The 13,930-nt window shown below is 65.5% G+C and carries 20 protein-coding genes and 1 pseudogene; 6 read left to right on the forward strand and 15 right to left on the reverse strand.

Translation table 11 applies throughout. The features are described 5' to 3' along the window. Window positions 1-677 precede the first annotated feature (677 nt). From LWC34_RS02845 to LWC34_RS02860, 4 genes are all read left to right on the forward strand, one after another. Window positions 678-1,358 (forward strand): M15 family metallopeptidase, encoded by a 681-nt coding sequence (locus LWC34_RS02845; RefSeq protein ID WP_233722838.1) that lies wholly within the window; start codon window positions 678-680, stop codon window positions 1,356-1,358. A 63-nt stretch (window positions 1,359-1,421) separates the two neighbouring features. Next, entirely contained in the window at window positions 1,422-1,934 is a 513-nt protein-coding gene (locus tag LWC34_RS02850; protein ID WP_233722839.1) for an Imm21 family immunity protein, read from the forward strand. Window positions 1,935-1,938: 4 nt separating this feature from the next. Further along, a complete protein-coding gene (locus LWC34_RS02855; protein ID WP_233722840.1) occupies window positions 1,939-2,088 on the forward strand; it encodes a hypothetical protein in 150 nt (49 codons plus the stop codon). 374 nt (window positions 2,089-2,462) lie between these two features. Then, a complete protein-coding gene (locus LWC34_RS02860) occupies window positions 2,463-2,639 on the forward strand; it encodes a hypothetical protein (RefSeq protein WP_233722841.1) in 177 nt (58 codons plus the stop codon). Between the two features lie 242 nt (window positions 2,640-2,881). Here LWC34_RS02860 and LWC34_RS02865 read toward each other — a convergent pair whose 3' ends face one another. From LWC34_RS02865 to LWC34_RS02885, 5 genes are all read right to left on the reverse strand, one after another. Continuing rightward, a complete protein-coding gene (locus LWC34_RS02865; protein ID WP_233722842.1) occupies window positions 2,882-3,325 on the reverse strand; it encodes a GNAT family N-acetyltransferase in 444 nt (147 codons plus the stop codon). Continuing rightward, window positions 3,322-3,807, reverse strand: a complete 486-nt coding sequence (rnhA, locus tag LWC34_RS02870) for a ribonuclease HI (RefSeq protein WP_233722843.1) — start codon at window positions 3,805-3,807, stop codon at window positions 3,322-3,324. Before rnhA ends, LWC34_RS02865 begins: the two co-directional genes overlap by 4 nt. Before the next feature lie 124 nt (window positions 3,808-3,931). Next, window positions 3,932-4,096: a hypothetical protein gene (locus tag LWC34_RS02875; protein WP_233722844.1), complete on the reverse strand. Its 165-nt coding sequence runs from the start codon at window positions 4,094-4,096 to the stop codon at window positions 3,932-3,934. Window positions 4,097-4,295: 199 nt separating this feature from the next. Continuing rightward, window positions 4,296-4,952: a class I SAM-dependent DNA methyltransferase gene (locus tag LWC34_RS02880; RefSeq protein ID WP_233722845.1), complete on the reverse strand. Its 657-nt coding sequence runs from the start codon at window positions 4,950-4,952 to the stop codon at window positions 4,296-4,298. 196 nt (window positions 4,953-5,148) lie between these two features. After that, a complete protein-coding gene (locus LWC34_RS02885; RefSeq protein WP_233722846.1) occupies window positions 5,149-5,505 on the reverse strand; it encodes an HNH endonuclease in 357 nt (118 codons plus the stop codon). A gap of 259 nt (window positions 5,506-5,764) precedes the next feature. Between LWC34_RS02885 and LWC34_RS58670 the strand changes: the two are divergent. Then, a pseudogene (locus LWC34_RS58670) lies at window positions 5,765-6,031 on the forward strand (DUF4419 domain-containing protein); the annotation flags it as partial. 71 nt (window positions 6,032-6,102) lie between these two features. Continuing rightward, window positions 6,103-6,318, forward strand: a complete 216-nt coding sequence (locus LWC34_RS02890; RefSeq protein ID WP_233722847.1) for a DUF4419 domain-containing protein — start codon at window positions 6,103-6,105, stop codon at window positions 6,316-6,318. Window positions 6,319-6,326: 8 nt separating this feature from the next. Here the strand turns inward: LWC34_RS02890 and LWC34_RS02895 are convergent, their stop codons facing one another. The 10 genes from LWC34_RS02895 to LWC34_RS02940 form a co-directional block, all read right to left on the reverse strand. Further along, window positions 6,327-6,488 carry a hypothetical protein gene (locus LWC34_RS02895; protein WP_233722848.1) on the reverse strand — a complete coding sequence of 54 codons (162 nt, stop codon included), beginning with the start codon at window positions 6,486-6,488 and terminating at the stop codon, window positions 6,327-6,329. Continuing rightward, the gene (locus tag LWC34_RS02900) at window positions 6,485-7,633 is read right to left on the reverse strand and encodes a hypothetical protein (protein ID WP_233722849.1); all 1,149 of its coding nucleotides are present in this window, start codon (window positions 7,631-7,633) and stop codon (window positions 6,485-6,487) included. Before LWC34_RS02900 ends, LWC34_RS02895 begins: the two co-directional genes overlap by 4 nt. Window positions 7,634-7,640: 7 nt before the next feature. Continuing rightward, window positions 7,641-8,675 (reverse strand): hypothetical protein, encoded by a 1,035-nt coding sequence (locus LWC34_RS02905; protein WP_233722850.1) that lies wholly within the window; start codon window positions 8,673-8,675, stop codon window positions 7,641-7,643. 13 nt (window positions 8,676-8,688) lie between these two features. After that, complete coding sequence (locus LWC34_RS02910; protein ID WP_233722851.1) at window positions 8,689-9,738, reverse strand: hypothetical protein; 1,050 nt, start codon at window positions 9,736-9,738, stop codon at window positions 8,689-8,691. 25 nt (window positions 9,739-9,763) lie between these two features. After that, window positions 9,764-10,639 carry a phage distal tail protein gene (locus LWC34_RS02915; protein ID WP_233722852.1) on the reverse strand — a complete coding sequence of 292 codons (876 nt, stop codon included), beginning with the start codon at window positions 10,637-10,639 and terminating at the stop codon, window positions 9,764-9,766. Then, window positions 10,636-11,772 carry a phage tail protein gene (locus tag LWC34_RS02920; RefSeq protein WP_233722853.1) on the reverse strand — a complete coding sequence of 379 codons (1,137 nt, stop codon included), beginning with the start codon at window positions 11,770-11,772 and terminating at the stop codon, window positions 10,636-10,638. Before LWC34_RS02920 ends, LWC34_RS02915 begins: the two co-directional genes overlap by 4 nt. A 33-nt stretch (window positions 11,773-11,805) precedes the next feature. Continuing rightward, window positions 11,806-12,561 (reverse strand): hypothetical protein, encoded by a 756-nt coding sequence (locus LWC34_RS02925; protein ID WP_233722854.1) that lies wholly within the window; start codon window positions 12,559-12,561, stop codon window positions 11,806-11,808. A gap of 9 nt (window positions 12,562-12,570) precedes the next feature. Next, complete coding sequence (locus LWC34_RS02930) at window positions 12,571-12,903, reverse strand: hypothetical protein (RefSeq protein ID WP_233722855.1); 333 nt, start codon at window positions 12,901-12,903, stop codon at window positions 12,571-12,573. 65 nt (window positions 12,904-12,968) lie between these two features. After that, a complete protein-coding gene (locus tag LWC34_RS02935) occupies window positions 12,969-13,259 on the reverse strand; it encodes a hypothetical protein (RefSeq protein ID WP_233722856.1) in 291 nt (96 codons plus the stop codon). Between the two features lie 73 nt (window positions 13,260-13,332). Then, window positions 13,333-13,908, reverse strand: a complete 576-nt coding sequence (locus LWC34_RS02940) for a phage tail tube protein (protein ID WP_233722857.1) — start codon at window positions 13,906-13,908, stop codon at window positions 13,333-13,335. Window positions 13,909-13,930 lie beyond the last annotated feature (22 nt).

The following is a 13,930-nucleotide window of genomic DNA, read 5'->3' on the forward strand; positions in this document are numbered from 1 at the left end:
CAGCCTGCTGGCTTGGCGGCGGCCGAACATCGATGTGCCGGTTGACCAAGCACATCAGCCGGGGCGTACCGAGAATCAACCGATCGGTGGATACCCCGCTTGCCAAGGCTTTCCTCGACTGCCTCACGCACCTCGTGGTCGGCATCCTCGGCGAGGTGGCGAAGCATCGTGACAGCGGGCCGATCACGGTAGGAAGCGAAGCGGGCGCGGATATCAGCGGCTTTGTACGCTCCAGCCGGGACGCAGCACGCGCACGGTTCCGACCGTGCGCATCCGGCTTGTACCGCCAGCCAGTCACCTGATTGATGTACCTGACCCTGCGGATCTCTTTTCGCGTAACGGCTCTCGGGACCACGATTTCGTACCCGCGCGGGTGGTCCTGCTCCCGCACGACCGCGATCGCCTGGACCACCGTCATTTCCGCAGGCAGAACACGCCCACCCGGCCCTTCTTGATGCCGGTGCACACGATGCTCTTGGCGTTCTTCTCCTGAGTCAGGTGTACCAGTAACGCCATCCAGGCGCACTCCTCTCCTTTGCGGACATTCATGGCGACGGTCCGTGCGTGGGCGCGCAAACGGCTTTCTCGGTCCAACTGGCGTATGTCCACAAAGGACTTAAATTTTGTGGAGTCTGGCCAACCTTTCGGCAACGGGTGGCGTCTGGGAGAGCATGGGGATGATTTCACAACTCGTATCGATAGTCGCCATCGCGGCGGCTGTGGGCCTGGGAACTGGGGGAGCGGCCACCGCGGCCGAGGAGAACATCCAGCTGACCGCGCCCGCAGCCAACGGACTGCCGACGTACGTCGCGATCATCAAGCTGGTGACCGCCGAGCGGTTGGGCAAGAGCTGGCGGGAAGGCTGCCCGGTCGGGCCTGACCAGTTGCGTCTGATCAATCTCAGCGCGCTCGGCTTCGACGGCAAGGTGTACCGCGGCGAACTGATCGTGGACAAGGCGGTCGCCACCGAGATCGGCTGGACATTCGCGGACCTGTACTTCAACCGCTACCCGGTCGAGCGGATGGAGACAGTGGAGAAGTACGACGCCGACGACGACAGGTCCATGGAGGCCAACAACACCTCAGTGTTCAACTGCCGAAAGATCACCGGCGGCACCGGGTGGTCCAACCACTCCTACGGCCGCGCGATCGACATCAACCCGGTTCAGAACCCGTACATTTCAGGTAGCGGCACCGTATACCCGCCCAACGGCGCGCCGTATGTTGACCGCACGCGTAACGACCCCGGCCTGATCCACGCCGACGACGCGACTGTGCGCGCGTTCGAAGGCCGCGGCTGGGACTGGGGCGGCTACTGGACCACCCCGATCGACTACCAACACTTCGAGAAGCCTTGACCATGTCCGGACGGTGAGGCTGTCTGTCCGGCAACGGCGGCCTCACCGCTCATAATGGCGGCCATGATCGCGCCAACTGAATGGGTCGAATCCCTTGGCGGCCCGCTGATTGTCGTCCCTGTCTCCGCGCTGAACTCATGGACTGGCAGCGTAGGCGACGATTATGACCGCGCATGCCAAGTAGACGGCTTCGCTGGCGCGATCCCAGTCGGTGGCGCGCAAGGACTTGTCCTCGCCGACGATCCAGCCACGACGTGCTATCTCCCGGAGTATCACGCCTTTCTGCGTTGGTTGGCCGCTGACTCGGAAGCCGACCTGGTGGCCGCGGCCGAGGCCGCCCTCGCCGATCCCGCAACCGAGTGGGAAGACTGCGGAACCTGGGAGACAGACGGGCCAGCTGTGCTTTTCGATTCCGCGGTATCTGGGGCTGACTTGGCCTCCGGGTGGCCCGCGGGCGGGCACCCTGACCAAGCCTCCGTCGCGATCGCCGCCGGACGTTGGCAGGTCCGTGTCCTCTACCGGGAGGGTGAATCCACGTGGTTCGAACTGGTTCACCTCACCAAAGTGGCCTCCTGAGAAGGTGCCTGCGTACACCCAGCAAGGGGTCACCTTCCAGAACACTGTGGACGGTGAAGCCCGCAACCGGATGATCGACGACTCCGGCCTGATGTTCCGCTGGTACAAGCCGGATGCGGTGCAACGGGTAGTCGCTGTTCGCTCAGGCATGTGACCGAGACGCTTATGCCCGGATCACAATGGCGCGAAGGGCATCGCGAGTCCCTGCCGGATCCAACGAGCTGGCCATCTATGGCGGCCTTGAGGCTTTGCTGAGTATTGGTCGCCCTTGCGGCGCAGGGGGATCTGTATGCCGTGGCTGCATTGGTCAAGGCTGGCGACATGAACGTGCACCCCTGAGCTGCGCAACCGGACCGCGGTGGAGCTCCTCGGCGACCAGTGATCGCCGCCGGACGTTGGCAGGTCCGTGTCCTCTACCGGGAGGGTGAATTGACGTGGTTCGAACTGGTTCACCTCACCAAAGTGGCCTCCTGAGAAGGTAACTGGTTGGCACTTTCACAGTGCCACTCAGCGGGCGAGGGTGGCACTATGACCGTGAAAGAACTCGACGACTCCATCACTGAGCTTGCCTACCCGGCGATGCGGGAACTCCGCCCGCGCACCTCACCGGTCCAGCCGAGTTCGTCGAACGCGTCCGCCAGCAACGCACCGGGGGCTACCGCCTCGTGGAAGCGTTCGATGCGGCCGGAGACGTCGTTGCCGTAGCGGGCTTCCGTGTGGGAAACAACTTGGCATGGGGTCACTTCCTGTACATCGATGACCTCTGCACGCTGCCGCAGGCGCGAGGACAGGGCCAGCCAGCGCTTTGTTGCAGTGGGTCGACGAAGAAGCGTCACGGCTGGGATGCCGCGAGGTGCACCTCGACTCCGCGACCTACCGCCACGACGCGCACCGGCGATACCTCAGCTCCGGCTACGTCATCCCGGCTTTCCACTTCGGCAAAAGCCTCACCTCATCAGATTCTTCGTCATGAACACCCGGCTCGTCCCCTGGCCGGATGGGATCTCGCCGAATCGCTGCCAGCCGTTCCGCTCGTAGAACTCGGGCGCCTGAAAACTGATCGTGTAGACCACGCCGGTCTGGCAACCACGTCGGCGCGCCTCCTCCTCGGCCTGCCGCAGGATCTCGCTGCCAAGCCCCGCACCACGAAGGCCGGGCGGAAGATAGAACAGATCCACGAACAGCAGGCCTAACGAGGTACGGCCGGTCAAGCCGCCGATGACCTCCTGCGTGTCCGGGTCCCTGGCGAGGACGGCGAGATCGCGACGGTCGTTGATGCCCGCCTTGAGAAGGTTGAACTCGTCGAGCCCGTCCGAGATCACCGCCACGTCCTGCGGCGCGGGGGAGTCGGTGACGAAGATGGCGGCCGTTGCCTGTGTCTGATCGATCATGAGACGGACCGTAGCGGCCGGGTCCGACATTTTCTGGACGCTTCCTGAGCGCCTCGGGCCGCCAACTGGTCCGCCCGATCGTTCACCGGATGGCCCGAATGCCCCTTGACCCAGTGCCAATGCACTTCATGGGCAGCGGTCGCATCGTCAAGCTGCTGCCACAGGTCGACATTCTTGACCGGCTGTCTGGCGCTGGTGCGCCAGCCATTCCTCTTCCATCTCGCTAGCCACGAGGTGATGCCGTTCTTCACATACGTGCTGTCGGTGTAGATCCGCACAACCGACGGGCGCAGCAGCGTGTTCAGCGCCTGAATCGGGGCCGTCAGCTCCATACGGTTGTTCGTGGTTTCGTCCGGCTCGCTGCCATACAGCTCCTCCACGTGGCTGCCGTACCTCAACACAGCACCCCACCCGCCCGGCCCTGGATTCCGGATACACGCGCCGTCCGTGTAGATCTCTATTTCTTCGCGATCATCTTGCATACCAACGACGTTATCGGGCTTCGTTCAGCGGGCCGTGAGTTATCCACAGAGTTATCCCCAGCCTCGCGTGAAACCATTAGTCAACGTTGATATGTCGTGCCATTCTGAATGGCCGAGAAAGTGGTCAGCCGATACCGACAGGCTGGCGCTCGGGCTCGATCACGACCACAACGCGCTCTTCCTCCCGGGAACAGGGCGCACCAATGTACTTAGTGGACAGTTGGTCGATGATTTCCCACGCGGCGTCGTCATCGAGCCATTCGACGACCCGGCCACGGATGACAAGCATGCGAGTGCTCCTATCAGCAAGGGTCGAACCGAACCTATGAGTCCAGATCACCACAGTTCTTGAACAAATCGCGCAGGCTCAGACTCGCAGCAACCGCCATTACCTGCCATGCCGACGGTGTCAGCGGTCAACCAATGTGGTCCGTGGTCAACTGAGCTGGCATGAGCCCATGTCCTATCCGGTCGAGCCGCCGTCAGGATCAAGCAGGACCCGTCACCGGCTTTCGGGCCAGCAGGTACGCCTGTGGCGTTTTCTCGTGCGGTGGCTGCGGTTCTCGAACCAACCTGGCTTCCACAGTCAGGCCTGCGGCGATGCACATCTCGGCTATGACGTCCGGCCGCAATCTGTATGCGTCAAGGGAGACCTCGTGGCCGTAACCATGGGTGATGCGGCGGAGCTCATCGCCGACCTGGAACGCCGTCATCAGCCGTCCGCCTGGCGCCAGCACACGCGCCAGTTCCGCCACCACCGACGGCAGCAGCTTCGGTGGTGTGTGGATCAGCGAATACCACGCCAGCGCGCCTGCCAGGCAACCGTCGTCCAGTTCGAGGGCCTCCAGACAACCGACCACAAAGCGCAGCTCTGGATGCGCCCGGCGGGCCGCGTCGACCATGCCGGGGGAGAGATCCACTCCGAACACGTCCAGCCCAAGCGAGGCCAGGTATCCCGTCAACCGCCCAGGGCCACACCCCAGGTCACCGACAGGACCAGTCCCACCGACCAGCTCAGCGAACGTGCCCAGCATCGCCCGGTCCCACGGGCTGGCATCCAGCGCGTTCTGCAGCGACTCGGCGTACGAGTCGGCAACGGTGTCGTAGGCAGTCCGGGTCGTCGTCACGTAGGCAGGTTCGGTCACGAGTCGGAACACTATCCGCGGTCGCTCGCAGCGCCAGCCGTTCGTTGCCTCGGTCCCCGATCGTGTCGCGCGGTGCCAGATGGCTGGCCAGGCTGTCGATGTTGACCGGGTGCCACGGCTCAGCGCCTGTACGGCCGCGCGTACCAGCGGATCCGCCCGCACCGCGGTTCGACAGAGATAGGTCCACAACTGTGCCCTACGGCTGCGTGCCTTCCAGTGCGAGCGCGGTATTGATCTCCCGGAGTCTGAGGAGGAACTTGCGCTCGTCCAGGCGTTTGCGCCGCAACCAGCCGGTGACTTCGGCATTGCATTTGCTTGCGTTGCATGGCCCACATGCCGGGACGATGTTGTCGAGCGTGTACCGCCCGCCTCGCGACAGTGCCTGCACGCAGTCACGCTGGAGCGGGACGTTGGGCGTGCCGCAGTAGGCGCAGCCGCCCCAGGCTGTTTTGAGCGCGCTCCACTGCTCGTCGGACAGGTCGTGCTCGACACTCGCCATCCGCCGCTTGCGCTTCCTCGCGGCTCGTGCCCGCCTGCTGCCGCCAACCGCCACGCACCGACGATACGCCCGTGGGACAGGCGCCAGTTGGCGCCACGCTGGGAGCGGGTCCACTATCCGAGATTCCCATCCGCTCACAGTGAATAAAGTGTCGAGCCACAGGTCTGCGTGAATACGTTCGCCTTCATGGTCACCTTCACCGTCGACGACATATTCCCCGCCACCAATCGCCTGCCGACGCAGCCGCTCGCCGAGCTATATCCCGACGCGCTGGCAATGGGAGGCGATCCCGCGATGCCTGTGATCGTCCCCAATGGAGCGCACCATCTCCTGGACGCGGTCGTACGTCATCGAGCTGTTCGGCAAACTCGTTGCCAGCGAAGCAAATGGCACGGAACTGTTCGAATGCGACTTCACCACGAGCACCGAGACCGAACGAACCGCGGGCAAGGTTGTCCTGTTCGACGCCTATTCGCCGTTCTTCTCAGTGCTTCTCGGCTTCATCTGCGGCATTCCGTCCATCACCTTAACCGGCACAGTCGGTGACTGGCAGAGGATCCGTGAACGGGTCGACGAACTTGAGCGTTTCGGCCTGCGAACCTGCGGCCGATCACCTACCCGTATCCGCACAGCCGCGACGGCGCGGTCGATGTGGCGAACCCGTTGCTGGCGTTGCCCATCGCGGACTTGTGGGAGGCGAAAAGAAGGATTCCCGCGGACCGGGTGCCGCGCACGCTCGCCAAAGCGACCGTCACCATCAACGACGAGGCCGTTGCCCTGTATGGCGGTCTTGTTGCTGTCGCACAAGGAAAAGATGGCGCACTGCGGCCGACCGTTGGCTGGCACCTGACACCGGCCGCAGTTTAGCCGCAACCTCACTCGGTTTTGTCGTCGCGCGTCTCCTCGGGATTCGGCACGTCAGCGGCCGGGGCGACAGGCTGCGCGAGCGCGGCGCTCCTGGTCTCCAGCGCACGCAGCCGCCGTTTGATGTCGCGGATCTCGGTGAGCAGCGAATCGGGTTGATTCACGCGGGTCATGACTGTCCTCCGCTGATTGGTGACACGGTGAGCTGAACCTTTTCCTCGCCCGCGTCGTCGCCGGGCGTCACCTCCAGTGCGACGATCCGGACGCGGAACTGGGTGCCGAAGGGGAAGAAGTCGTCGCGCACCACGATGAGCGCGTGGTCGCCGACGGAGTACGAGCCGAGCATCGGGTCACGGTCGCCCCGCACGATCAACTCCGGCAGCACGACCGGGTCGACCGCGGCTGCCAGCGCCGAACGCGCGTGGGATTGAAGCAACTGCACATCGCTCATGTTGACGAGCGACACCTCGGTCTCGAGCAACGGCCGCGCGGTTGAATTGTCTTGCGCGATACCGACTTGCTGGCCTTCTTCGTTCTCGTCGCCGAGGGCGAATACGCGTGTCGCCATGGACGAGCCGTCGCGTGGCCACGCGTATTCGATCAAGTTGCCGCCGAACTCCCACACGTGCGGGGTGCCCTGCTGACCCAGCTCCGGGGTACCAACCCGCAACCGGTGCACGAGATGCCTGCCCTCGCCGCCGTAGATCACGTCGAACACGAAGTCCGGTCCGTTCTCCAGGTTCGACAGTTCCCGCAGTGCGTCGCCGACGGACTTCAGCTCACGGCCAGGGTAGGTGATCGTGCGCCGGATCTGCGACGTCGCATACGGATCGGACTGGATCCGGATGTCGCCACGCGGATGCCCCTGCGCGGTGGCGATGAGGCTGCGGGCGATCTCCGTCTGATCGACATCCGTATAGGTGACCGTGATGTCGGCGAGGTTGCCTTTCGACGGGTCGAAATCGGACGGCAGGACCCTGCGATGGTCGAAATAGGACAAGAATCCCGCCGCGCCGATCTCGATCGCGCGGCTTGCCGACGAGTACTTGCTCGTCCAGATGATCCCGCCCCACACAACCACACCGTCGCGTTCGACGTACAACGCGGTGTGCGCCGGTCGGGTCAGGAACTCGGGTTCGTGCACGGCGATACGTGGATCGCCGAGCATGAGCTGGCCCTGGAACTCGCCAGCGTCGTTGAGCACCGAGCTGAACGTCACGTCGCGCAACGGCAGTTCCGCGTGTACCTGCCCGGTCCGCAGGTCCGCCACGATGTACCGGTAGCGGCCAGCGAGCCGGCTCCTGTCTTGGTTCGCCATCGACCGCTCAGCCCAGCAGGTAGGACGTGTTCAGGTAAATGGTCTCGCCAACCGGCACGCTGACGTTGTTGTCGGTCCACAAAGCCACTTCGCCGTTACGCTGGAGACTCATATCGAGAAACTGGTGTGCGTTAGCGGGAGGGGCGTGACCAGTGAAGGTGTTGGCGACCCAGTGGTGCGCCAGCGGCGGCCGGAACGCCTGCGGGATCGTCACGATCACCGCGCCATGGCCCGCCGGAGTGGTCCGGCGAGTGGCGGTGCCACGCAGATAGACGACCTGGCCGATTCGGCGCACGTGCACCCCGGAACCGTCTTCGTCGACGCCGGGGCGCTGCGGCAACCAGACGAAGGGGTTCAGGCTCAGCGGCTGCCAGCCCGTGTCATCCTCGATGACCAGCGACTTCCAGCCGCTGCCGTTGAAGAACTCGAGCCTGCCGGTGTCCTGGCGGTGCACGTACAGACCGTTGTACGCGTCGACGGGCCGTTGATCCGCGTTGCGCACAGGCAGAATCCCGCCGACTGCGCACGTGTACGGCCGCAGATCGAGGATGTCGGCCGTGGTGATGCTGGATGTGTTGGCGCGGACCGTGATCTGGGCCAGCTTGAGCACGTCTCCCGGCACGACCGGTTCGGCCGGGCTCGGGTCCGCGGTGCCAGCAACCACCTCGACGGTGAACCGCGATGTGGTGTCGCCGTACTGCGCGTCGGTCTGCCGGGCGACGACCAAGTCGATCCGGCTGTACGAGCCATGCGCGGGCACGTCGAGCACCTTGAGCGTTTTCTGCTCGTCCAAAGTGGTCAGATAGGCGCCCGCGCCCGCGTGCCTTGTGCCCTGGATGACCGCCTGAAACGGTTGCACAGTCACATTTCCCGACGGTGTGCCGGTCGCGCGGACGAGTCCGGGGTCACCGGGCGCCGGACGCAGGCCGGTACGCGACTGCACCGGGCTGCTGGCGGGTGCGGCGAGTGCGGCGGTCGCGAGCCGGGCGTCCTCGGCGTCGACCACGCTGCCGCCGACCCAGCCTGAGTCCCGTTCTGGCATGGTTTCTTCTCTCCTAGCTGGGAATCGCGAGAACGTTGATGGAGTCGTAGGCGCCGCCGTAGCCGGTGTCGACCGTGCCGTTGCCGTCGACGCGATGGATGCCGACTTCGATGGTCATCGCGGTGTTGACAGGCTGGCTGGTGCTCCCGGTGAGATGGGCGGTGAGTATCCCGGCGCCGGGCGGGGTGTTCACCACGGAGATGGCGATCACGGTTCCGTTGGTTCGCAGGACCACGTCGTATCGGTCGGCGGTGCCGTTCGAGTCGACCATCGTGTGCGCCGTGATCAACAGGCTGCGCGGGTAGTACACCGCGGGCACGGTCAACCTGTTGAAATAGCGAAGATCTCCGGCGGACGTACCGCGGATCGGGAAACCAGGGTCTGGAGTTCCGTACACGGCAAGCGAATTGGCCACCGCGGGCTTCCACATGGTGCCCTCGTAGGCCTCGAGCGTCCGCAGGTCCTGGCGATAGACGAGCTGACCGACGTACGGCACGGCAGGCCGGTTCCCTTCGCCGTGCGCAGGCACGACACCGCCGATGGAACTCGTGAAGAAGCGCCGGTCCTGGATCTGCTCGGGAGCGATCGCCGTCGCTTTGGCCGGGACCGAGATCCGGGCCAGCACAATGACGTCACCGGTGACCGTGGGCTCAACCGGCGCTTGCGCGGGGGTTCCGGCGACCAGGCTCACGGTCATCGCCGAGGTGGCGTCGCCGTACTGCGTATCGGTCTGGCGCACCACGATCAGGTCGAACCGGGCGTACGTCGGATGCGCGGGCACGGCGCCGAGCACGTCGATGGTCTTGGCCTGATCAAGGGTGACCAGGTACGCGCCCGCATTCGGCGAGCGGGTGCCCTGGATGACCGCTTGGAAGGCGTTGACCTGAACCTGGCCGGACGGCGTCACGGTCGCGCTGACCCTGCCCGCGCTCGCGGCGGGCCGCAGCCCGGTACGGCTCTGCACCGGGGTGTTGCCCGCGGTCACGAGAGAACCTGTGGCGAGCCGGGCGTCCTCGGCGTCGACGACACCCCCGGACAGCCAGGCGGAATCGCGCTCGGGCATCAGTGGACTCCTCGTGTCGAGATGGTCAGCTCCATGCGTCGCGCCATTCGGCGGTCAACCGCGCGGCCGGATCGAAGGCCGCTGCACGGAACGCGATGTCGATGCCGCCGCGTACCAACGGAAACCACCGCGACTGAGGCAGCAACGCGGACCGCCGGGAAGCCAGACCCTGCAGCAACACAGTCCGCGCGTCGGTGTCGATGACGAGCACCTCGCCCGCGGCCAGCCGGATCTGGAAGGCCAGCTCTTCGCCGGTCTTGGTATTGATGATCACCGGGTCGGCACAGGGGCCGCTGATCTTCCACGTCGGCCAGGTCGCTGCCGTGCCCGCGTTGTCGAGCGCCAGCCGGCCGCCGGTCGCGCCGGGGCCGAAGTCGAGCGGGAAGCTCAGCGGGAACGCCACGCCGCCAGCGGAACTGGGCAACGGACAGGTCGCGGTGCGCAGCTCGGCGGAGTAGCGCAACGGGTCCGGCGCAGTGACCTGCACCGAGAACTCGAAGGCGCCCGCTTTTTTGTCCGACACCTTCGACTCGCTGGACAGCCGGACCATCGCGCGACGCGTCACGTGCGGCTCGGTCACTACGAGGGGCAGCAGCTGCGAGCCGTCGTTGAGCACGGCGGCGAGCCGGTCCTTGGCGCGCTCCTTGCTCATCCGGTCTGGCGCGACCGCCGTGCCCTCCAAGGTGATCACCCTTGGTGAGCGGTAGGACGGGGCGTCGAACGCGCCATCCCGCTCCGGCCGGTCGGTCAGCGTGAGCCGGACGCCGGCGGAGGACGCCCAGCCTTCCTCCTTGGTCACCCACCACTCCACGCCGTCGGCGTCGACGGTGTTGCCCGCCCAGCCGTCGACCGTGAAAACCGGCTGCTGCAACACAGTTCCTGGCGCCCGCATCGCGGTCATCGCTTCCCCGCCCAGGCCAGCTCGCGCGCGGCGATCCGGCCGATCTCGTACTCGGACTGCCGTGCCCTCGGGTGGATGTTGACCGTGACCGGCTTGGTTTCACGGCGGTTGGTGGCCAGGTCGAGCAGTTGCGGCAGCTTCGACAGCGGAATGATCGCCTCGGCGTGCCCGGCCTCGGCGACGTTCACCAGCCGGCCGCCAGGAACCGGTGTGGCGATACCGCCTTCGGCCAGTTGCGGGATCTGCGGCAAGTTGATCCCGAACGTCTTGCCGCCGACGATCGGCACCCAGTCAGGGATGGTCACCTTCACGCTGTTGAGGCCGCGGATGGCCATATTGACAAGGCCGATGATGGCGTTGATCGGACCCTTGACCGCGCCAAAGACCGCCTCGAACGCGGCACGTGCGAAGCCCGCGAGCCCGTCCCACGCGGCGCGCAACGCACCCGTGACGCGGTTCCACACAGCCGGAATGGCCTCGCCGATCCAGTTGATGACCGGCATGATCACGGCCCGGATGCCGTTCCAGGCAGCGGAAACCACTGTGCTGATCACGTTCATGGCCGTGCGGAAGACCGTGGAGATCACGTTCCACACGGTGGAGATGATCGTCTGGATGACGTTCATGACGGTCCGGATCACCGTCATGACAATGGTTATGTACGTCCGGACGTACGTCTCGATCCACGGCCACACGACGCTGATCACCTTGCGGATGACGTCCATCACCGCACTGATGACCTGCCCGATTATTCGGAAGGCCGTCGACACGACTTGTCGCACGCGTTGCGACTGCATGGCCATGTCGACGATCTTGGAAACCAGTGGAAGCAACAGGCTGAGCAGGAAGCCGAGGACGTTGGCCTTCATCGCGGCGTTGAGTCCTCTTTGGGCAGTCGTCGCGGTGCGCAGCCCCTGACTGAACCGGCTGAAAAACCCGCCGCCCGACGCCGCCTGCCGCCCGGCCTGCTGCACCGACCTTGAGGCCTGGTCCGCGGCGGTCTTGAGCTGACGGACCTGGTTGGTGCTCTGGCTGGTGGCATTGCGGAACTGGCCGCCCGCTCCACTGGCCTGCGCCAGCGCCGCGCGGAACCGGCCGATCGCGCCTGTGGCCTGTACCAAGGCATTTCTCATGCTGGCTGGCTTCCTTCGTCTGCGTGGTGATGATCAGCGGAGCGACTGCTCGATCGCGTCGAGTTGCCGTTTGAACTGCTGGGATCCGGGGCCTGCCGCGCGCATTGCGTTGGTCAGATCGCGCACGGCCTGGCGGGTCCGGTCGCCCTCGCGCCGAAGCGCCGCGGCATCCTGACCCCGGCCGCCGCCTTGGCTGCTCTGTTGCCTGCGCTCCAACGTGGTGATTCGGCGGTTGGCCTGATTGAGGTCGCCGCCGACGCGCCGGACTCCTTGCAGGGCAGCGGTTGCGTCCCTGCCGACGGCCGTGACGCGCTGGCTGAGCTGGGTGACCTGGGTCCGCAACGTGTCGGCGCTCTGCTTGACGGGAGCGATCTGGTTGCGGAAGAGCCGCTGCATGGAGGAATTGAGCTCGTTGGCCCTGCGGAGGGAGGTCTGAGCGAGCTGGTGCGCCGAGTCTGCGCGTTTCTTTGCCGAGTCGCCGAGAGCCTTGAGCTGCTCGGGCGCCTCGCCACGAGCCCTTGCTCGGCGCTGCTGGATGATCTCCCAGATCGAGGGCGGCTCCAGCTTGAACGCGGTCCACTCGACCTTGACGAGGTTGAAGGCGTTGGCCAGCCCGTTGATCTCGTGCTTGACGGCGGTGGCCTCGCCTTTGTACCACTCGGGAGGGCTGGTGTAGGCGGCGGCGACCGCGTCCTTGACCATCTTGGTCAATGCCGCTGCCTGCTCAGGCGTCATCGGGGCAGGGCCGGGAGCAGCCGGGTAATAGCCCCCGATGGGTGGCATGGTCACGTCTGTCTCCTAACCGCGCAGGAAGGCGAGGACCTCGCTCGCGTCCGTGCTCTCGGGTTGCGCCTTCGGTGCTTGCTCGCCTGCCGCTTCGGGACCTGGCCGCGGAATAGCCTGCGGGTACGGGATCTCCTCGGCGTTCTCGTCCCGGTTGACCGTGGCGAACATCCAGTTCGACACGGCGAGGTGGTCGACCATCGCGGCCAACAGGTGATCGCTCAGGTGCCACTCCGCTTCCTCGCCGTGCAACGACTTCGCGAACGACGAGTCCCGCGGCAGATGCTCGATGAGCACCTTCAACCGCCGGGACGTCAGCTTTTCCCGGTACCAGTCGAGCAAATCCACGTTGTAGTACCGCAGCAGGTCGGCCTCGAGGGCCTCGGCATGCTCTTCGACGAGCGTGCCGAGGCTCAGCCTTCCCCCAGCGGCAGGCCCGTTTCCTTGCCGTAGGCCTCAAGCAGTGCGGCGACGTCCTGCACGGTGACCGCGTGCTTGTTGAAGCGCTCGTACTGCTCCTCGCCGAGCAGCACTTCGAGCAGGCCGTCGATGTCGTTGTCGTCGATCTGGCTCAGCTGCTTCGCCATGGCGCGCGGGAATTCGCGCGGCAGGCTGAAGACCTCGTCGTCTAGTTCGAACTCCCAGTCGGTGCCGGAAACCTCGAGTCGCTGGGCGCGTGCGGCATTGACGTTGAAGCGGGCCATGATGGCGGTGTCCTTTCAGGGCAGGGCATGGGGCGCGCACCGACGAGGCCGCGCGCCCCTGATCGAGGTGAGATCAGACGGCAGCCGCGTACGCGGAGTCCTTCATCAGGAACGTCACGAGCGGGGCCTTCTCGTCGACGGCCAGCGCCGTGTAGGTGACGCCGAGCTTCAGCGGAGCGGTGCGCACCAGCGCCATCTCCTCGGTCTCGGTGACCTGCCCGCGCGCGACGACAAGGCGGTACTTCACTTCGTTGCCGTCAGTGAACTCCACGCCGAGCATGCGCTCGTCGAACTTCGGCTCGGCGGCCATCTCGTACTTGTAGACACCCGAGGTGCCGACCTGCGAGACGGCGCCACCACCGAAGAAGAACGGCAGCGTGTCCTCGTTGAGCTGCAGCATCTGGAACTTGAACGTCAGGTCGCGGTCGGAGTAGACGAACCGGGCCGGGCTGACGCTCTGCCACGTGTCGATCGGGTCGATCTTGTCCTTCTTGGCGACCTTGACGCCGTCGGTCGTGGTGTAGCCGAGGTCCTTCCAGTCCGCGCCCCACGCCGCGGTGGTGTCCACGGGCGCTGCGGTGCCCAGCGGGGCGACGAGGATGCGGCCGCTGCCGGCGACCCGGATCTCCTTGGCGTTGGAACCAGCCATCAGTGCTTACTCCTTGGTTTGG

Source organism: Kibdelosporangium philippinense, from assembly GCF_021390435.2.
Taxonomy (GTDB): domain Bacteria; phylum Actinomycetota; class Actinomycetes; order Mycobacteriales; family Pseudonocardiaceae; genus Kibdelosporangium; species Kibdelosporangium philippinense.

Bases quoted from the DNA above. Each gene is read 5' to 3' on its own strand.
- LWC34_RS02845 (WP_233722838.1), top strand. From the start codon at position 678: ATGATTTCACAACTCGTATCGATAGTCGCCATCGCGGCGGCTGTGGGC.
- LWC34_RS02850 (WP_233722839.1), top strand. From the start codon at position 1,422: ATGATCGCGCCAACTGAATGGGTCGAATCCCTTGGCGGCCCGCTGATT.
- LWC34_RS02860 (WP_233722841.1), top strand. From the start codon at position 2,463: ATGACCGTGAAAGAACTCGACGACTCCATCACTGAGCTTGCCTACCCG.
- LWC34_RS02865 (WP_233722842.1), bottom strand. From the start codon at position 3,325: ATGATCGATCAGACACAGGCAACGGCCGCCATCTTCGTCACCGACTCC.
- rnhA (WP_233722843.1), bottom strand. From the start codon at position 3,807: ATGCAAGATGATCGCGAAGAAATAGAGATCTACACGGACGGCGCGTGT.
- LWC34_RS02875 (WP_233722844.1), bottom strand. From the start codon at position 4,096: ATGCTTGTCATCCGTGGCCGGGTCGTCGAATGGCTCGATGACGACGCC.
- LWC34_RS02895 (WP_233722848.1), bottom strand. From the start codon at position 6,488: ATGACCCGCGTGAATCAACCCGATTCGCTGCTCACCGAGATCCGCGAC.
- LWC34_RS02900 (WP_233722849.1), bottom strand. From the start codon at position 7,633: ATGGCGAACCAAGACAGGAGCCGGCTCGCTGGCCGCTACCGGTACATC.
- LWC34_RS02905 (WP_233722850.1), bottom strand. From the start codon at position 8,675: ATGCCAGAACGGGACTCAGGCTGGGTCGGCGGCAGCGTGGTCGACGCC.
- LWC34_RS02910 (WP_233722851.1), bottom strand. From the start codon at position 9,738: ATGCCCGAGCGCGATTCCGCCTGGCTGTCCGGGGGTGTCGTCGACGCC.
- LWC34_RS02915 (WP_233722852.1), bottom strand. From the start codon at position 10,639: ATGACCGCGATGCGGGCGCCAGGAACTGTGTTGCAGCAGCCGGTTTTC.
- LWC34_RS02920 (WP_233722853.1), bottom strand. From the start codon at position 11,772: ATGAGAAATGCCTTGGTACAGGCCACAGGCGCGATCGGCCGGTTCCGC.
- LWC34_RS02935 (WP_233722856.1), bottom strand. From the start codon at position 13,259: ATGGCCCGCTTCAACGTCAATGCCGCACGCGCCCAGCGACTCGAGGTT.
- LWC34_RS02940 (WP_233722857.1), bottom strand. From the start codon at position 13,908: ATGGCTGGTTCCAACGCCAAGGAGATCCGGGTCGCCGGCAGCGGCCGC.